Here is a 16246-nt window from a genome sequence, read left to right on the forward strand (position 1 = left end):
ACTCAAGCAAGAAAATCTAATTTTACAACTGAAAAATGCTCTATTGGAGCAAGAAAACCGTTTACGCTTACCACCAGGAAAAAGTAATCCAGATGACTCATCTAATAAAAGTTAGTCGTGGAGATCGATCCTAACTGGAAATTTGAGTTATCGATCCATTCTCTACTGAATCTACCATATCAACAACTAAACTAACAGATTGTAGCAATCATAAATCGCGATAAACTTCGCGTCTGTGTCTGACATGGTAAATTAAAATTCGGAAAGTATCTACATCAACTTCATACACAATTCGGTAATCACCAACCCTAATTCGATATAGTCGATCGCTCCCTTTAAGTTTAATAGACTGAGGGGGAAAAGGATCTGTAGCTAATTCTTCGATCCTTGGCAAAATCCGGCTGGCATTATCTGGCGACAGCTTCAGAAAATCTTTGCGTACTGATGGCTGAAATTCGATTTCATAAGATTCCATCTGCTTTTAACCACTCCTGCATATTTGCTAGGCTGACTGGCTGTTCGGTACGACGTTCGGCAACAATAGCGAGATCGTGAAGATCTTCTAACATTTGTTCGTATTGCTCGATCGATAATATGATGGCAGTCTTATTTCCTTCGGCATCAATGATGTATTGTTCTTTTACGGGTGTACTCATATTGACTATGACGATCGAATTGATCGGTTTATGCTGTATTTATATTATGCTCGATCAAAGCAATCTCAGATCGATTCTGACTAAAATAGAACTAGACCAGATTAACTATCTCTAGACTGATTTGGATGACTGATGCAACAAGCTATTGCCAAACTGAAGAATCATACTATTAGTGAGCAAGACTCGATATCGATTGATCCTAAATGAGAATTTGAGTTGTCGATCGATAGAGTAGACTATACGACGAGGCGATCGCAGCATTGAAGCGATTGGCTTGATAGATAGTGGAGCTATAGTTAACGTATTACCTTACCAATTAGGTATTCAACTAGGTGCCGAATGGGATGACAATAGAGCTATCATTCAATAGACTATGCCAACGAAGTGAAGAGCTATTTCTCGTCTAAATTTGATTCAATTTCAAAAAATTGATCGACAATCTGATTTAGTAAATCGTGAGGATTTGAGTTAGTATTAGCAGCAAGTTGTCTGAGCTTAGAAATATTATCTGAAGATAATCGGAGTGGGGCAAATCGATCGATCGCTATTATCAAACAATCGTAAGCCAAAACGTCTGCGTCGGTTGCGATAGCGTTCAGCCAAAATCCGAAATATTTTAAGTTTTCGGTTAACATGTTCGACGATGATTCGCAGTCGTACTAACAAGCGATTGTGTTGACGTTCTGACCGCTCTAACGTTCCTATTCACGCAAGAGGTCTAATGCAGAAAACAGGGTAGGGGCAATTCATGAATTGCCCCTACCCTGTTTTTTGAATAATAACTAATTCTATCTAAAGATTATTTATCCACCCAAGCAACGCGCAAACTTCCTGGTTGAGACAGATCGCCCGTCAAGACGACACCGCGATCGTTGGCGTGGAGATGACGGAGAATCTTGTAAACCGCTTCGACTCGATCGGGTGCGTCGATCTTCGCGGCTAATTCGGCGATCGTCACGGGAGCGGACAGCGTCATGCCTTTGAGTGCATTCACCGCATCGGTTTGCAACTGCAGAATCACCGCCGCCGCTTTCTTGCCTGCTTCGACACCTGGTTGGTGGTAGGCATTAACATTGACGATCGAGGCATAAAATCCCACCGCTCGCTCATATAGAGCAATCAGCGCACCGACAGTCGTCGGTGTCACAGTCGGAATCGTCACTACGATCGAATCGCGATGATTTTCATACAACGCTTGGCGAGTACCTTGGAGAAAACCAGAGAGATAGTCACCACTAGTTACACCTGGATCGATTTCGGGAGACTTACCCTCGCGATCGTGCAAGACTTCGATAAACGTCAGGAAGAAATTGGCAATCCCCTCCCGCAATTGTTGGACGTAGGCATGTTGATCCGTCGAGCCTTTATTCCCGTAGACGGCAATCCCCTGGTAGACTTTATTGCCATCGAGATCGGTTTCTTTGCCCAGGGATTCCATCACCAGTTGTTGGAGATAGCGGCTAAATAGTAACAAACTATCTTTGTAGGGTAAGACGACCATATCTTTTTCCCCTTTGCCATTGCCCGACGCATACCAAGCCAGGGCGAGCAAAGCGGCAGGATTCGTTTGGAGATCTGGCACCCGCGTGGCGATGTCCATTTCTTTCGCACCAGCTAAAATCCCCTGAATATCGATGCCCTGAAGTGCGGCAGGGAGTAGCCCGACGACGGATAATTCAGAAGTTCGTCCGCCAACCCAGTCCGGCATCGGGAATCTCGCAATCCAGCCCTCGGCTGCGGCGACGCGATCGAGCTGGCTGCCCGCACCAGTAACTGCTACTGCATAGGCCGGAAAATCGAGCTGCTGGGCATGATAGATCGCCTGGACTTCGAGCATCCCATTGCGGGGTTCTGGGGTACCACCAGATTTGGATATGACCATCACCAGAGTAGTATTCAGTCGGTTTTGGATGCGACTGATGACTCGATCGATCCCGGCTGGATCGCTATTGTCGATGAAGTGAATGGTTAATGGCGATCGATCTGGAGCTAACGCTTCCGAGACAAATTGTGGCCCCAATGCCGAGCCACCAATCCCGATCGTGATCAGGTCTGTGAATTTCCCACCTTGAGGGGGATGAATTTCACCTGTATGGATTTTGCGAGCGAATGTGGTCACACTATCGATCGATAGCTTAATTTCGGTCGCAATCTCGGGCGTGGGCGCGAGTTCTGGATTTCGCAACCAATAATGTCCGACCATCCGCTGCTCGTCAGGATTGGCAATTGCCCCCGCTTCTAGCGCAGTCATATCGGCAAACGCTTTGACAAATTCGGGTTGCAGTTGGGAAACCAACGCGTCCTCGAACCGCATTCGACTGATATCTACATACAAGCCTAGTCCTGGGTGATAATACAACCAATCTTGATATCGCTGCCACAGCAATGCACCTGTTGCCATTACTCAACCAACCTCTTAAATCTAAAAAATTCTACGGCGATCTCAATGTGCCCTGTTACTAAGATACCAGCCTGACGGTTATCAGGCTGGATATCTTTACACAAAAGATGCGATCGGCTTGTGTTTATGGTGACGCCTCGTAAGTTGAGCTGGCAATTATGTTAGGATATTTTTATCTCACAAGTTAGTAGGATATAACTCATGACCGCGAAAGTGAGTATCACGCTAGATGAAGAAGTTTTGAAGTTCGTAGATCGATCGAGCCAAAATCGCAGCCAATTTATCAACGACATATTGTCCAAAGAAAAAAAGAGACGATGTTTGCAAGAGTTGGCAGATGCATATAATGAACTAGCACACGATCCTGAATATCAATCTGAGATTGAGTTGTGGAACGTTACTGTAGGAGATGGCATCGATGCCTAATGGCGAGATTCGGTACCGCAGAGGCGAGATCTGGTGGGTGAATTTAGACCCGACAGTAGGTAGTGAAACCGCCAAAAAAAGACCCTGTGTCATTCTTCAAAATGATATCGGCAACGCTCGATCGAACACAACGATGGTCGCACCTTTGCTAAAAGGCTCAAAAACTTACCCTTTTGTTGTCAATGTTGTCGCGACGGCGGCTAATGGGTTGGATGAAAGTAGAGGGATTCACCTCGAACAAATGAGGGTTGTTGACGATCGACGCATCGATAATCAGCTGGGAACGCTAGAGGAAAAGTACTGGCGCGAAATCGAGAAGGCTGTTTGGATCGTGCTAGGTTTTGATGCAATCTTCGATCCTGAAAGTTGAATTTAGCTATTTTGACATCGATGCGATATGGGATTAAATAGCTAATAATAATGCTTGCTCTGTATAGGCTTTAGGTAAGGGGTTTTGATTGTGGTTGAGCTTGTGATATCGTACACAAGTTCGATCGCAGTTTTGTAGTGACTTTCAGAAAAACAGAAAATATCGATCTATCTGCATCGATCGAACAATCTAGTCAGCCCAACAGTATCGATCGACTATTACTACCTGACAATCTCCACGATACACCCTGGGAAAAGCATCGACGATTTGCAGATCGGGTGATGTCGCATTATGCTGGCTCAAAATTTGATCGATATGCCGAGCGAATTGCTTTATGTAGCCAATTGTTAGAGTTTGATTTGAAAGCAGCAGATGGTGATGCGCTTAAATTCCAACTCAGATCGGCAAGATTTTGTAGAGTGCGGCATTGTCCAGTTTGCCAGTGGCGAAGAAGTTTAAGGTGGAAAGCAAAAGCTTATCAGGTATTGCCAAAGGTCGTCGAGCAATATCCGACTCATCGCTGGCTGTTTATGACCCTGACTCAGAAAAATATCCACATTACTGAGTTGCGAAATACTTTAACTGAGATGAATAAAAGTTTCAAGCAAATGGTCGGGAGGAAGATGTTTCCCGCAATTGGCTGGTTAAAAGCTACGGAAGTTACCAGAGGAAAATATGAAACTGCTCACCCACATTTTCACTGCCTGTTGATGGTTCGGGCTAGTTATTTTAGTCATGGCTATATCAAACAGTCTGAATGGGTTGAGCAGTGGCGAGACTGTCTACGATTGGACTATAACCCCATCATTGATATTCGGGCTGTGAAGAAGGATCTAAACCCTTCTGTGCTAATTCCTGAATTACTGAAATACTGCACGAAGGAAAGCGATATGGTGGCGGATCGGGAGTGGTTTTTGGAGCTAACGCAGCAACTTCACAATATGCGGGCAATTTCTACTGGTGGCATTTTGAAGGAATATCTGAGAGAGTTAGATTCAGACTCGATCGAATCAGTTGAGATCGGTGGTGACAAAACTGGAGAAGAAGGTAGACAGTTGTTGTTTGGGTGGCAGCAGAGTAACCATAAATACAAGGCGACAACCTATCAAGCAGAAATAGTGTTGCGTCTAGTTACTATCGCTGCTCAATCGATCTACTATTATTTGATACGATTATTTTTCCTAATTTCCATTAGTAGCTTGATTATCTCAAGAGTAATTTTTGCTAACGATAGGATTTGGTAAACTTCGGATATATGTTGGAACATAGGATTGTTTTCTAATTAATTGATGGGCAGATACGAATCAAACTTCAGTTCAAATTAATGTTTATCGGCTATGCCACCAATCATCTATTCAAGCAACCGTATATTCCACTAAAAATACCAGCCTGACGATTCTGTCAGGCTGGTATCGTTACACAAAAAATTCGATTAGGTTGGATTACTGCGGAGATCTACCCACCCCACCCTTCGGGCACCCCTCCCAAGAGGGGATTTTTCAATTTAGTCATGATATTAGTCCCCTCCTCTGCGAAGGCAGCCATCTGTAGGTTGGGTAGAACGAATGTGAAACCCAACATCTGCATAAGCAATCGGTGGGATTATTGGGTCTCGTTCTGTTCTATCCAACCTACGAACCCTATTCAAAACCCCTTAAAAAGCGAATCGGCTTTTTAAGGGGTTTTTGGAGAGATAGATCTCCACAAAGAATCAATTGGTGGGTGTATTGGGTTTCGCTTTGCTCTACCCAACCTACGAGTTAACCTTTTCTCGCTGCCGCAGCTTCATCGGGATGAATGCCCAGACGGGTCAGATTGACGCGGCCTTTGTTGTCGATGTCGCGAACCTTGACGATCACTACATCGCCAACGCCGACTTCATCAACAACCTTCCCGACCCGATAATCGGCGAGTTGGGAGATATGGATCATCCCTTCTTTGCCCGGTAGCAGCTCCACGAAGGCACCAATGGGGATAATCCGCGTCACGCGGCCGGCGTAGATATCACCTTCGTTGAGGCGGCGAGTTAAGCCTTGGACGATTTGGATCGCACGTTTGGCTTTCTCATTATCGATCGCCGAGACGGTTACGGTACCATCATCATCGATATCGATTTTGGCTCCGGTTTCTTCGGTAATCCCTTTGATGGTTTTACCACCAGGGCCGATCACTAAGCCGATTAACTCTGGCTCGATTTTGAAGGTGAGTAGTCGTGGGGCATAGGGAGAGAGTTCTTCGCGGGGTTTGTCGATCGCGGCTAACATTTTCTCTAGAATGTGTAAGCGGGCGGGACGGGCTTTGTTAATGGCTTCCGCGATCGTGACCATCGGTAAACCGCTGATTTTCATGTCCATTTGCAGGGCAGTAATGCCGGTATCGGTACCCGCAACCTTGAAGTCCATGTCGCCGAGGAAATCTTCAATCCCTTGAATATCGGTGAGAATGCGAACTTCTTCACCTTCTTTAATTAGTCCCATTGCCGCACCACTGACGGGTTTGGTAATCGGTACGCCCGCATCCATCAAGGCGAGAGTCGAACCGCAGACCGAACCCATCGAGGTCGAACCGTTGGAAGAGAGAATTTCGGATACGACTCTGAGGACGTAGGGAAACTCATCTTTCGTGGGGAGGACGGGGAGTAGAGCGCGTTCGGCGAGGGCACCATGACCGATTTCGCGCCGTCCAGGGGCACGCATGGGTTTAGTTTCGCCGACGGAGTAAGGGGGGAAGTTGTAGTGGTGAATATACCGTTTGGTATTTTCGGGGTTGAGATCGTCGCCGAGATCCTGAGCGTCACCAGGGGTACCGAGGGTACAAGCCGACATAACTTGAGTCAGGCCGCGATTGAATAAGCCCGTACCGTGAACGCGTTTGGGTAGAACTCCGACGAAACAGGAAATCGGCCGTACTTGATCGAGTGTGCGACCATCAACCCGTCGCCCAGTCTCAATTACCTGCTGGCGCATCATTTTTTTGGTGATGCTTTTGAACAGGGTACCGACTGCTTTACTATCGCTAGCTGCGGCAACTTGAATCGGATCGGTTTCTGGTAAACTCGCGATTTCGGCTACTGCTTTGGCTTTGACTTCATCGAGTTCGGCATCGCGAATTGCTTTGCTTGGCTCGTATTTACCGAGAATAACTTTGATGCTTTCGGTGGTGCGATCGCTTAAGAAGCTTTCTAAGGTAGAATCAGTCGCTGGTTTCTCAGCCTGGACGATCGAGATGCCCAATTCTGCAAGTAATTCCCGCTGGGCGGTAATTAGCTCCTGCACGGCTTCGTAGCCAAAATCGATCGCTTCGATGATATCTTGTTCGGGCAACTGATTGGCACCAGCTTCGACCATGATCACGCCATCGGGAGTACCCGCGACGACTAAATCGAGATCGCCGATTTGGATTTCGCGGTAGGTGGGATTGATAATAAAATCATCGCCGACCAAACCGACACGGACTGCCGCCATCGGGCCATTAAAGGGGAGTTGTGCCAATAGCGTTGCGATCGATGCTCCAGTCACTGCCAGGACGTCTGGGGGGACTAACTCGTCTAGGGACATAGTTGTCGCGACGATTTGGATATCATCGCGCAACCAGTCGGGGAATAATGGTCGCATCGGTCGATCGATCAGGCGACTGATCAATGTCACTTTTTCGGGGGCGCGGCCTTCACGACGGAGGAATCCACCCGGAATGCGCCCGGCGGCGTAAATCCGTTCTTCATAATCTACAAGCAACGGTAGGAAATCAATTCCTTCTCGTCCTTTCGCACGGGTGGCGGTAACTAATACGCTGGTATCGCCAGATTCGATTAAGACGCAACCACCAGCTTGGGGTGCGAATACTCCAACCTTAAGTCGAATATCCCTACCGTCAAAGGATATTGACTTATTTATCTCTGCCATTAGGTTGTCCTTTTTTTCTTCACTTCTTCTCTTGCTGTTTGCGATCCTAACATTCTTAGTCACTACGTGGGAATTTTTTTGATGACTAACCGATCGACTGGTGCGATCTTGCCAATTTAATGATTTAATAGTGGCGATCGTTCCGGCGATCGTTATGGGTAAGTTAGCAGTAACTAGTTATTGGGGTTTTCTTAATGTACGACCGACACCAACGCTTATGGAGCGCGATCTCTTTATCTACTATCGTATTTGGGCTGATGGCTCCAGCACTAGCCAAACCAAATCCGCTCGCGAGTGTTGTCACCAGTCAGCCCACCGAGAAAACTCTAAAATATCATAGTGTCTCGGCGACGCCACTCGATGCCGTACTCGCAAATATCCGCCCCAAAGCTTTATCCCCAGCCAAAGTCAAACGGGGTCATCAGCAAGCGAACGTCCGAGCTACGCAGGTGCGTAAGCCTAAAGATCGCTCTCTCCAAGGTATCTCTCATTTAACTGATACCGATCGCAATCCGCAAAAGGTGAATGTCTCCGCCGTCGATCGATTGATCGATTAATTTTACGGCTGCTTGCGTTGTTCGGCGATTCAATAATTAACTTGGGCTGCAATGATCGGGAGTTAGATAGTTGCAGTTTCTAATCAATTGCTAATTTCGATCGGTTTGTTGGCAAAATCCAGTCAATTATTCCACAATTTCTGGCACGGGGATCGAGCGACTATTATAAAGGCTCATTGCTTGTTCGACGCCTTTTTTAAGACTCAGCTCGATCGAGTCATTTACGAGCTGAATAACTTCACTCACAATTGGGGTTTCGACGACTGAAAATTTACCTAAAACGTGGGAAATTGTATCTTTCTCACCAGCACTTTTACCAATCCCAATTCTGACTCTGGGGAAATCTTGAGTGCCTAAATGGGAGATAATCGATTTCATCCCATTGTGTCCGCCAGCCGAACCAGATCGTCGCAATCTAATTTTGCCCAGTGGTAAATCGAGATCGTCATAGACGACTAGCACCGATGGGGGAGTGAGCTTAAACCAATCGATCGTTGCGCGGACGGATTGACCCGATAAATTCATGAAAGTTTGCGGTTTTAATAGTCTGATTTTGGCATTGTGACTGCCGAAACCTTCGCCATAAATACCTTGAAATTGCTTACGATCTGTTAAATTGATTTGCCAACGTTTGGCAAGACTATCGACAAGATCGAAGCCGACATTATGCCTAGTTCGATCATATTTAGTACCAGGATTGCCCAGACCGACAATTAGCTGGGGAATTATCAATTCGTCACTCATGTTTTAGAGGGTAGAGGGTAGAGGATGGAGGATGGAGAGTGAAAATTAGAATTTGGGTAGAGAAATAATAGAATTTAAGCTTGGATAATTTCGCCCGATCGAACTTGTAAAATCTGCGATGATTCCAACCATTTAGCATCGAATGCACCTAAATGGGTAGTTGTAATTAAGGTTTGAAACCGATCTTCGATGACACTCAGTAGTTGATTTTGGCGAGTTAGATCGAGTTCGGCCAAGACATCATCGAGGAGTAATAACGGGGGTTCGCCGACAATTTGTTCGATTAGTTCTAGCTCTGCTAATTTCAGTGCCAACACGAGCGTACGTTGTTGCCCTTGGGAACCGTAAGCTTTGGCGGGAGTATCATCGATCGTCAGTTCGATTTCATCGCGGTGAGGGCCGACAAGGGTCATGCCCAAACTTTGTTCGGCAACTTGACGGAGATCCAATCGCTCGGTAAATCCTTGATAAATCGCTTCGGCGGTATTGTCTGTGGCAATTATATCTGGGGCATAAGTAATCGTTAAGGCTTCAGTCTGCTTGCTGATTTTAGTATGCCATGCGCTGGCGATCGGTGCGAGTCTGTCGATAATCCGCATCCGGCGGCGAATTACTTTCGTTCCAGCGACGATTAATTGATGATTCCAAACAGCTAATTCTGCCGGATCTAAGCTCCGGTGCTCTGCTTGTTTGAGGAGACTATTGCGTTGCTTTAAGATCCGTTGATATTCGTGTAAAATATGGGCATAAACTGGCTCAATTTGAAATAGCAATGAGTCGATCCAATGCCTACGCATTTCGGGATTGCCACGCACTAGATCGAGATCGAGAGCCGAAAATTCGACGGCATTTAAGATCCCTAAAAAATCTAGTTGACGTTTGAGCGTTTCATGATTGACAGTTGCGGTTCTACGGCCTTTATCTCGGAGCAGAAGATTGAGATCGATCGAGCCATGTCTGCGAGTTAGTTGTGCGGTAATTTTACTTTCGGTTTCCCCTGTGAGTACCAAATCTCGATCGCGTGTGGCACGATGACTCTTGAGTGTCGATAATAATTCGACTGCTTCTAAGAGATTAGATTTACCTTGAGCATTATCACCCAATAAAATCGTTTTAGGCGCAGAAAATATCACTTCCTGTTCCCGATAGTTCCGAAAATGACGCAGATGGAGACGATTCAAATACACGAGTTAGGGGTTAGGGAATAGGTAATAGGGAATAGTTGATTATTATACAGCAGTCCTATCTTCAGAATACTGTAGTGTGTGTTGTCGTAGAGCGCAAAACACTACAGTAATAAATATATTCGTTAAGTTTATAAATAAATATTGAATTTCAATGGTGGATTCGACCGATTTGCCAGCTTTAGATCGATCGTCAATTCTCTACCGGAGATTTTATCAGATCGATCGGGGCGGTAACGGTCACTATCCTTCAGCATTGGCTCGATCTCCCAGTCGCCCCAGTCGCCCGCGATAATTGGCGTCACTAAGTTTGAGTTTAGTTTTGGCGGCGGTGACAGAAACGATCGATCTTTGCATCTGTACTTCAGTTTTGACTACCGATTTTGATTCATCGCTGCTGGCGACAGTAGGGGCCATTAATGAATTGCCCCTACTGGGGACTGTTTTTGGGCTGGAGCAGTGATGCTAGTAAAAATTAAGATCGCACCCATTATCGCCATCATCAAATTTTCCGTCATACTTACTATGCCCAAAGGTGCTTTGGAATTGCCACCCACGCAAGCACAATTGAGAGCCATCTTATCGACATATACAGCTTTGAATACCGAGATTGAACCCAGCACGCCGACTGTAGTTGAAGCAATTCCCGTTAACAATGGTGCAATTCCTGATAAGAATCCTAACCCGATCGCGAGTTCTAGAAAAGGATAAATCTTGCCATAATGTTTGAATCGCTTAGTAACTAGATCGTACTTCTGAAAACTCTCCGTAAATGAGTCCAAATCCATCAGTTTCAGACTCGCCAACATCGATAAAGAGATTCCCATGAAACCAGCCATCTTCAGAGATAAAGCCAGCGTCATCAATCCTGCTGTTGAAAACAAAGCAATGACTGGAGTGTAGGAAGTATCGGTTTGTTCGGGAGTTGCTGACAATCTCTCAGCTAGATCTGTATAACCCCCAATCCGTTCGGTATCGATGAAGATCTGCGGTGTGGTGGCGACGTGATATTTTTCTTTGAATTTATCTATTTCTTCACGCGATCGCAACTTAATATCTTCAAAACTTAGTCCGCGTTCTTGTAAGAGTTTGACAGCTTTCAATCCCCACGGACATTCATGTTCCGGCATGGACATCCGATAGAGTTTAATTTGATGTGAGCTTAGATCGAGTTGATTCATAAGACACCTCGGAATTAGTTGGGAGTTGGGAGTTGGGAGTGAACAGTGAATAGTGAATAGTCGATTGAATATCGTAGGGTGTGTTATCGCGGAGCGTAACGCACCAAAGAGTAGTCGATCGAATATCGTAGCGTAACACACCAAAGAGTGGCTATTTTTTAGTTCCGTACCATTTTTGTCGCCATTGAGTCATGCGATCGATTTCTGACTGTTGAGACTTGATGATACTTTGAGCCAATTTTTGTAAGCCTGGTTGTTTGGATTTTTGCAATGAATCTTGTGCCATCGTGACTGCACCTTGATGATGGGGAATCATCGCATCCAGAAATCTCTTGTCGAATCCAGCGTCAGCTTTACCGAGCGACATGCTCATCATCATTGACTGTTTGTGCTCGGCGGTCATGGCCATTTCATGGTTCATAGCTGAGTGCCACATCATGGGTGTTGCCGCAGCTTTGGGATACCATTGTTTGCGCCATTGTTGCATCTGGGCGATCTCTTTTTTCTGCTCGGTGATGATGTTTTGAGCAAACTTAATTAATTCGGGGCGTTTGGATTTTTGGAGTACTTCTTGTGCCATCACCAAGGCACCCTGATGGTGGGGTACCATACTATCGATAAACCGCAGATCGTAGTTGGCATCAGCAGGGCCGACATCCATGCTGTGATTCATGCCGCCATGGTTCATGCCACCATGGTTCATGCCACCACTATTCATGACATCAGAGCTTTGGGCGATCGATGAATTCTGACTGTGATGCATCGTCAAACCAGCGATCGATACCGAAGCAATTCCGATCGTGCCAATCACGATCGCCATCGGGGTAAATAATCGATTTTTAGTATTCATAATTCGGGGCTAAAATAGTAATTATGGTTTTACTACTATCTTATCGGGATGAGATGAAATTGAGATGAAATCTCACCGCTCGATCGTTTCATCTCAATTTCAGCTAGTTAGGAGATGATCGATCTTATATCAGTATGAAAATTTTACTCATCGAAGACGAACCCGATCTCGGTGCGCTCGTCCAAAAGAGCCTCACTCATCATCAATACGTTGTCGATTGGGTCGTCGATGGTCGAGCTGGCTGGGAATATCTCACCCACGACCGTACCACCTATTCGCTCGCAATTATCGATTGGATGTTGCCCAAAATCTCTGGCATCGAACTGTGTCAACGGTTGCGTGCTGAAAATTATACCCTGCCCATCCTGATGCTCACCGCCCGCGATCGGATGGAAGATAAAATTACCGGATTGGATGCTGGCGCGGACGACTACCTCGTCAAACCATTTGGGATGGCCGAACTATTGGCCAGACTCCGCGCGCTCCAACGTCGCGCGCAAGTATTTCAACCGGAGCAGTTGCAAGTGGGAAATCTGCGGCTAGACTACGATAATAATGCCATTGCGATCGCTAATTCACAGGGCACAGAACGATCGATTGGGTTAACAGCCAAAGAATTTCAATTGTTAGAATATCTGATGCAACATCCCGATCGCACCCTCACCCACGACCAAATTCGCAATCGCGTCTGGGCTTTTGATTCCGAATCCGCCAGTAATGTCGTCGCCGCCCAAATCCGATTATTGCGGAAGAAATTAGCTGAATTTGATTGTGAAAATGCCATCGAAACCGTACGCGGATTTGGTTATCGATTAAATTCGCTAGTACATTAAGTTGCATTTTTCCAGCGATGGGTAGGCTTGTCCGAAATCTCTAATCCAAGCATCGATAAACATGTCTGAACAGATCGTCGAATAACAGAATTAAATTTATCTATTCACTATTCACTATTCACTTTCACCATTAAGCAATAACTACTCATCAATAAAGACCAGCATAAATGCATCAAAATCGACTATTCAAACGTACCCGCATTCAACTAACTGGCTTTTATGCGATCGTCATTGGCTCGATCGCCTTGCTATGTGGATATATGATTCACGTAGTGATGATTAGGGCTTTTTCACGGACGATCGATCGCGAATTAAATACCCTCGCTGGCACAGTTCATGATAGCCTCGAAGCCGTCTTGCAACAACCGGAAATCGTCGATCCCGTAGCCATGAAGCTATTACCAGGATTGTGCGTAATTGGCAACCAATGTTCGCCGATTAAACCCGATTCCCAAATTGGCAAACTCGTCTACAAACAAGGTTATTACCTGAGATTATTAAACCTCAATGGTCGGACGATCGCCACCCTTGGCTCTACCAAATACAAATTCCCCGATCGACTCCCGATCGGACATTGGGAAACAATTACCGAAGATCGGGGAGATAGTTATCACCTCCACACCCTCCAACTCAAAACGATCGATAATCGCCACTGGGGCTATCTCCAAGTCGCCCAATCGTTCGATCTCTTAGATGAATATATGCATAGCCTGCATCTACTGCTGATTTTTGGCATCCCACTGGCGATGCTACTCATCGGTGGAGCGAGTTGGTGGCTCTCCGGCTTGGCAATGCAGCCCATTTATCAGTCTTACGAGCAGATCCAACAATTTACTGCCGATGCCGCGCACGAACTCCGCACGCCCCTGGCTGTCGTGCGGATTGCGGTTGATAGTACGCTCGAAGCAGCCATCATCGATCCCGAAGCGCGTAACAATCTCGAAATCGCCCAACGTCAAGTTGGTTATCTCACCCGTCTCGCTGAAGATTTGCTATGGCTATCGCGGTTGGAAGCCAACCAATTAGCATTGAAATCGCAACCATGCTGTCTCAACGAGCTAGTCAGCGATTTAGAGGAAGAGTTAGCTCCACTCGCTTTCACCAACAAGATCGATCTTCGCTTGGAAATCGCCACCGACAAGCCACTCTACGTCAACGGCGATCGCGACAGGCTGTATCGAGCGATCGCCAATTTGATTACCAATGCCATTCAATACACTCCGGCTGCGGGAGTTGTCATCATTGGACTAGACTGTGCCGATCGTCAGGCGATCGTCACGGTTCGAGATAATGGTGTGGGGATTGCGAGTGCAGATCTCCCCCATATTTTCGATCGCTTTTATCGCGTTCGATCGGATCGATCTCGCGCTCAGGGTGGCACGGGCTTAGGTTTGGCGATCGTCCGCGCGATCGTTACCGCACATCAAGGCAGCATCCATGTCAAGAGTCAACTGGAAGATCGCCACCAGCATTTACCCCAAAGTGGCACTACATTTACCGTGCGGTTGCCACTAACATCCGATCTGAGAACTTAATTAATACTACTAATTCCACTCATGCTGGCGATCGCCGATCGATCGAGAATTATCTCTAATTGTAGCAATCTGGCTATGGTCGATCGGAATGAGATAGCCAAATCGATGGTAAGGTTTTATGCAGACGAGCAGTTCTCGTTTCCAGTTGTGGAATTATAATAACAGCAGGACATGGAAATCACTTTTGCTGATGGCAAGCTTCAGGAGCTTTGCGAGCAAGAAAGAATCGCTCAAAGAAAACTTGGGCAACCTTGTGCGCGTAAACTGAGAGTTAGGCTAGCTAACCTAATGGCAGCAGAAGTAGTCACAGATATAGTTGCTGGAAGACCTCATCCTCTCAAAGGCGATCTATTGGGACAGTTTGCCTTAGATCTTGAAGGTGGAAGACGGCTGGTGTTTGAACCAGCTAACGAGCCAGTTACTCTAGACGAGAATGGCGCGATCGATTGGTCGAAAGTTACACAAATAAAGATTGTTTTTATAGGTGATTATCATGACTAAAACAGCACATCCTTTCACTCCAGACTGGGTTTCACCGCCTGGTGAGACTATTGCCGATCTATTAGAGGAGCGGGATTGGACGCAAACTCAACTAGCCGATCGATTGGGCTATCCAGAAGCACAAGTATGTCAGTTAATTGAAGGTGAAATAGAAATTTCGGTAGAGACTGCACATAAATTGGCGGAGATATTAGGCAGTACTGCGAATTTTTGGTTGAAGTTGGAAGCTATTTATCGAGATCGATTAGCAAAAAATCTAGCTCAAGTACAGTAATTACAGGTATAGGTTCCTTGCGATCGAGTGCTTCAGGAAGGCGATCTCCCAATTGTTTCAGTTGTTCGCCAAGGAGATCGGGTACTTCGATGGTAATTTGTATTGTTTGGGGATCTGAACGATTCTCCGCAGGAGACGCTGCGCTAACGAGAATTATCTATAATTGTAGCAATCGGGTTAAGGTCGATCGATTTGATCGATAGTGGTATGATTTTATGATCGGCTAGCTCAGGAGATCGCTAATGATTGCGGCACGAGAACATTTTCCCAAACTTACTCCCGCAGAATATCTAGAGTGGGAAGAACAGCAGGAACTTCGGTATGAATATATCGATGGCGAGATCTATGCGATGACTGGTGGGACGCTCAATCATAGCGAGATTGGCGGAAATTTCTATTACCTGTTGAAAACTCATCTGGGGGGTAGTGGCTGTCGAGTACTGAATTCTGATGCCAAGGTACAGATTGCTGAATCTAATGACTATGTTTATCCAGATATCAGTGTTACCTGTGATGAACGCGATCGATCTGCAACTAAATTCATCTCTCATCCTTGTACGATTGTGGAGGTATTATCGCCGAGTACGAAGGCTTACGATCGTTGGGAAAAGTTTAATCTATATCGACGATCGGATATTCTACAAGATTATGTTTTGGTGGATACCGATCAAGTTGAGATCGCGCTTTACAGCAAGAACGATCGGGGTAAATGGGAAATTACCAGGTATGTAGCTGGAGACATTGTGGAGCTAAAAAGTATTAATTTAACTTTCTCGATCGAGCAAGTATTTGAAGGGATTGTATTCGCTCCTGAATTAGAAAGTTAATTAAT

18 protein-coding genes and 1 pseudogene are annotated in these 16246 nt (G+C 45.9%); 9 read left to right on the forward strand and 10 right to left on the reverse strand.

The features are described 5' to 3' along the window. Positions 1-208 precede the first annotated feature (208 nt). The 4 genes and pseudogenes from RMO27_RS15645 to RMO27_RS15660 form a co-directional block, all read right to left on the reverse strand. Positions 209-475, reverse strand: a complete 267-nt coding sequence (locus RMO27_RS15645; protein ID WP_309734149.1) for a type II toxin-antitoxin system RelE/ParE family toxin — start codon at positions 473-475, stop codon at positions 209-211. Beyond that, positions 462-656, reverse strand: coding sequence for a hypothetical protein (locus RMO27_RS15650; RefSeq protein ID WP_309734150.1), 195 nt, complete (start codon positions 654-656; stop codon positions 462-464). Before RMO27_RS15650 ends, RMO27_RS15645 begins: the two co-directional genes overlap by 14 nt. Before the next feature lie 504 nt (positions 657-1160). After that, positions 1161-1352, reverse strand: a pseudogene (locus RMO27_RS15655) (transposase family protein); the annotation flags it as partial. Positions 1353-1455: 103 nt separating this feature from the next. Further along, positions 1456-3057, reverse strand: coding sequence for a glucose-6-phosphate isomerase (locus RMO27_RS15660; protein WP_309734151.1), 1602 nt, complete (start codon positions 3055-3057; stop codon positions 1456-1458). Positions 3058-3258: 201 nt separating this feature from the next. Here RMO27_RS15660 and RMO27_RS15665 point away from each other — a divergent pair, with 201 nt between their 5' ends. The 3 genes from RMO27_RS15665 to RMO27_RS15675 all read left to right on the forward strand — a co-directional run bounded on the left by RMO27_RS15665 (position 3259) and on the right by RMO27_RS15675 (position 5097). After that, positions 3259-3483: a hypothetical protein gene (locus RMO27_RS15665; RefSeq protein ID WP_309734152.1), complete on the forward strand. Its 225-nt coding sequence runs from the start codon at positions 3259-3261 to the stop codon at positions 3481-3483. After that, positions 3476-3853 (forward strand): type II toxin-antitoxin system PemK/MazF family toxin, encoded by a 378-nt coding sequence (locus tag RMO27_RS15670; protein WP_309734153.1) that lies wholly within the window; start codon positions 3476-3478, stop codon positions 3851-3853. The genes RMO27_RS15665 and RMO27_RS15670 overlap by 8 nt, the downstream gene beginning before the upstream one ends. Before the next feature lie 137 nt (positions 3854-3990). Continuing rightward, on the forward strand, positions 3991-5097 hold the full coding sequence (locus tag RMO27_RS15675; RefSeq protein ID WP_309734154.1) for a protein rep: 1107 nt from the start codon (positions 3991-3993) through the stop codon (positions 5095-5097). 516 nt (positions 5098-5613) lie between these two features. Here the strand turns inward: RMO27_RS15675 and pnp are convergent. Beyond that, positions 5614-7755, reverse strand: coding sequence for a polyribonucleotide nucleotidyltransferase (gene pnp, locus RMO27_RS15680; protein ID WP_309734155.1), 2142 nt, complete (start codon positions 7753-7755; stop codon positions 5614-5616). 194 nt (positions 7756-7949) lie between these two features. On the opposite strand from pnp, the gene RMO27_RS15685 reads away from it, so the two are divergent. Beyond that, entirely contained in the window at positions 7950-8312 is a 363-nt protein-coding gene (locus RMO27_RS15685) for a hypothetical protein (RefSeq protein ID WP_309734156.1), read from the forward strand. Between the two features lie 126 nt (positions 8313-8438). On the opposite strand, the gene pth is transcribed toward RMO27_RS15685, so the two are convergent. From pth to RMO27_RS15710, 5 genes are all read right to left on the reverse strand, one after another. Beyond that, positions 8439-9056 (reverse strand): aminoacyl-tRNA hydrolase, encoded by a 618-nt coding sequence (pth, locus tag RMO27_RS15690; protein WP_309734157.1) that lies wholly within the window; start codon positions 9054-9056, stop codon positions 8439-8441. Positions 9057-9130: 74 nt separating this feature from the next. After that, a complete protein-coding gene (recF, locus tag RMO27_RS15695) occupies positions 9131-10243 on the reverse strand; it encodes a DNA replication/repair protein RecF (protein WP_309734158.1) in 1113 nt (370 codons plus the stop codon). A gap of 240 nt (positions 10244-10483) precedes the next feature. After that, complete coding sequence (locus RMO27_RS15700; protein WP_309734159.1) at positions 10484-10657, reverse strand: hypothetical protein; 174 nt, start codon at positions 10655-10657, stop codon at positions 10484-10486. After that, entirely contained in the window at positions 10657-11421 is a 765-nt protein-coding gene (locus RMO27_RS15705; protein WP_309734160.1) for a glutaredoxin, read from the reverse strand. The genes RMO27_RS15700 and RMO27_RS15705 overlap by 1 nt, the downstream gene beginning before the upstream one ends. Before the next feature lie 151 nt (positions 11422-11572). After that, entirely contained in the window at positions 11573-12271 is a 699-nt protein-coding gene (locus tag RMO27_RS15710; RefSeq protein WP_309734161.1) for a DUF305 domain-containing protein, read from the reverse strand. A gap of 134 nt (positions 12272-12405) precedes the next feature. On the opposite strand from RMO27_RS15710, the gene rppA reads away from it, so the two are divergent. The 5 genes from rppA to RMO27_RS15735 all read left to right on the forward strand — a co-directional run bounded on the left by rppA (position 12406) and on the right by RMO27_RS15735 (position 16241). Beyond that, entirely contained in the window at positions 12406-13104 is a 699-nt protein-coding gene (gene rppA, locus RMO27_RS15715) for a two-component system response regulator RppA (protein WP_309734163.1), read from the forward strand. A gap of 167 nt (positions 13105-13271) precedes the next feature. After that, complete coding sequence (gene rppB / locus RMO27_RS15720; RefSeq protein WP_309734164.1) at positions 13272-14639, forward strand: two-component system sensor histidine kinase RppB; 1368 nt, start codon at positions 13272-13274, stop codon at positions 14637-14639. Positions 14640-14810: 171 nt separating this feature from the next. Continuing rightward, a complete protein-coding gene (locus RMO27_RS15725) occupies positions 14811-15140 on the forward strand; it encodes a hypothetical protein (protein WP_309734166.1) in 330 nt (109 codons plus the stop codon). Beyond that, positions 15133-15414: a helix-turn-helix domain-containing protein gene (locus RMO27_RS15730; RefSeq protein ID WP_309734168.1), complete on the forward strand. Its 282-nt coding sequence runs from the start codon at positions 15133-15135 to the stop codon at positions 15412-15414. Before RMO27_RS15725 ends, RMO27_RS15730 begins: the two co-directional genes overlap by 8 nt. A gap of 242 nt (positions 15415-15656) precedes the next feature. Continuing rightward, the gene (locus tag RMO27_RS15735) at positions 15657-16241 is read left to right on the forward strand and encodes a Uma2 family endonuclease (RefSeq protein WP_309734170.1); all 585 of its coding nucleotides are present in this window, start codon (positions 15657-15659) and stop codon (positions 16239-16241) included. Positions 16242-16246: the final 5 nt, after the last annotated feature.

Origin of the sequence: Chamaesiphon sp. OTE_75_metabat_556 (assembly GCF_031378165.1) — a bacterium.
In the GTDB taxonomy this organism is placed as follows: Bacteria; Cyanobacteriota; Cyanobacteriia; order Cyanobacteriales; family Chamaesiphonaceae; genus Chamaesiphon.

Excerpts from the sequence above, each read along its gene's own strand:
- RMO27_RS15665 (WP_309734152.1), top strand. The coding sequence starts at position 3,259 with ATGACCGCGAAAGTGAGTATCACGCTAGATGAAGAAGTTTTGAAGTTC.
- RMO27_RS15685 (WP_309734156.1), top strand. The coding sequence starts at position 7,950 with ATGTACGACCGACACCAACGCTTATGGAGCGCGATCTCTTTATCTACT.
- RMO27_RS15650 (WP_309734150.1), bottom strand. The coding sequence starts at position 656 with ATGAGTACACCCGTAAAAGAACAATACATCATTGATGCCGAAGGAAAT.
- RMO27_RS15700 (WP_309734159.1), bottom strand. The coding sequence starts at position 10,657 with ATGGCCCCTACTGTCGCCAGCAGCGATGAATCAAAATCGGTAGTCAAA.
- RMO27_RS15725 (WP_309734166.1), top strand. The coding sequence starts at position 14,811 with ATGGAAATCACTTTTGCTGATGGCAAGCTTCAGGAGCTTTGCGAGCAA.
- RMO27_RS15660 (WP_309734151.1), bottom strand. The coding sequence starts at position 3,057 with ATGGCAACAGGTGCATTGCTGTGGCAGCGATATCAAGATTGGTTGTAT.
- pnp (WP_309734155.1), bottom strand. The coding sequence starts at position 7,755 with ATGGCAGAGATAAATAAGTCAATATCCTTTGACGGTAGGGATATTCGA.
- RMO27_RS15645 (WP_309734149.1), bottom strand. The coding sequence starts at position 475 with ATGGAATCTTATGAAATCGAATTTCAGCCATCAGTACGCAAAGATTTT.
- RMO27_RS15705 (WP_309734160.1), bottom strand. The coding sequence starts at position 11,421 with ATGAATCAACTCGATCTAAGCTCACATCAAATTAAACTCTATCGGATG.
- pth (WP_309734157.1), bottom strand. The coding sequence starts at position 9,056 with ATGAGTGACGAATTGATAATTCCCCAGCTAATTGTCGGTCTGGGCAAT.
- rppA (WP_309734163.1), top strand. The coding sequence starts at position 12,406 with ATGAAAATTTTACTCATCGAAGACGAACCCGATCTCGGTGCGCTCGTC.
- RMO27_RS15670 (WP_309734153.1), top strand. The coding sequence starts at position 3,476 with ATGCCTAATGGCGAGATTCGGTACCGCAGAGGCGAGATCTGGTGGGTG.
- RMO27_RS15730 (WP_309734168.1), top strand. The coding sequence starts at position 15,133 with ATGACTAAAACAGCACATCCTTTCACTCCAGACTGGGTTTCACCGCCT.
- RMO27_RS15735 (WP_309734170.1), top strand. The coding sequence starts at position 15,657 with ATGATTGCGGCACGAGAACATTTTCCCAAACTTACTCCCGCAGAATAT.
- RMO27_RS15710 (WP_309734161.1), bottom strand. The coding sequence starts at position 12,271 with ATGAATACTAAAAATCGATTATTTACCCCGATGGCGATCGTGATTGGC.
- rppB (WP_309734164.1), top strand. The coding sequence starts at position 13,272 with ATGCATCAAAATCGACTATTCAAACGTACCCGCATTCAACTAACTGGC.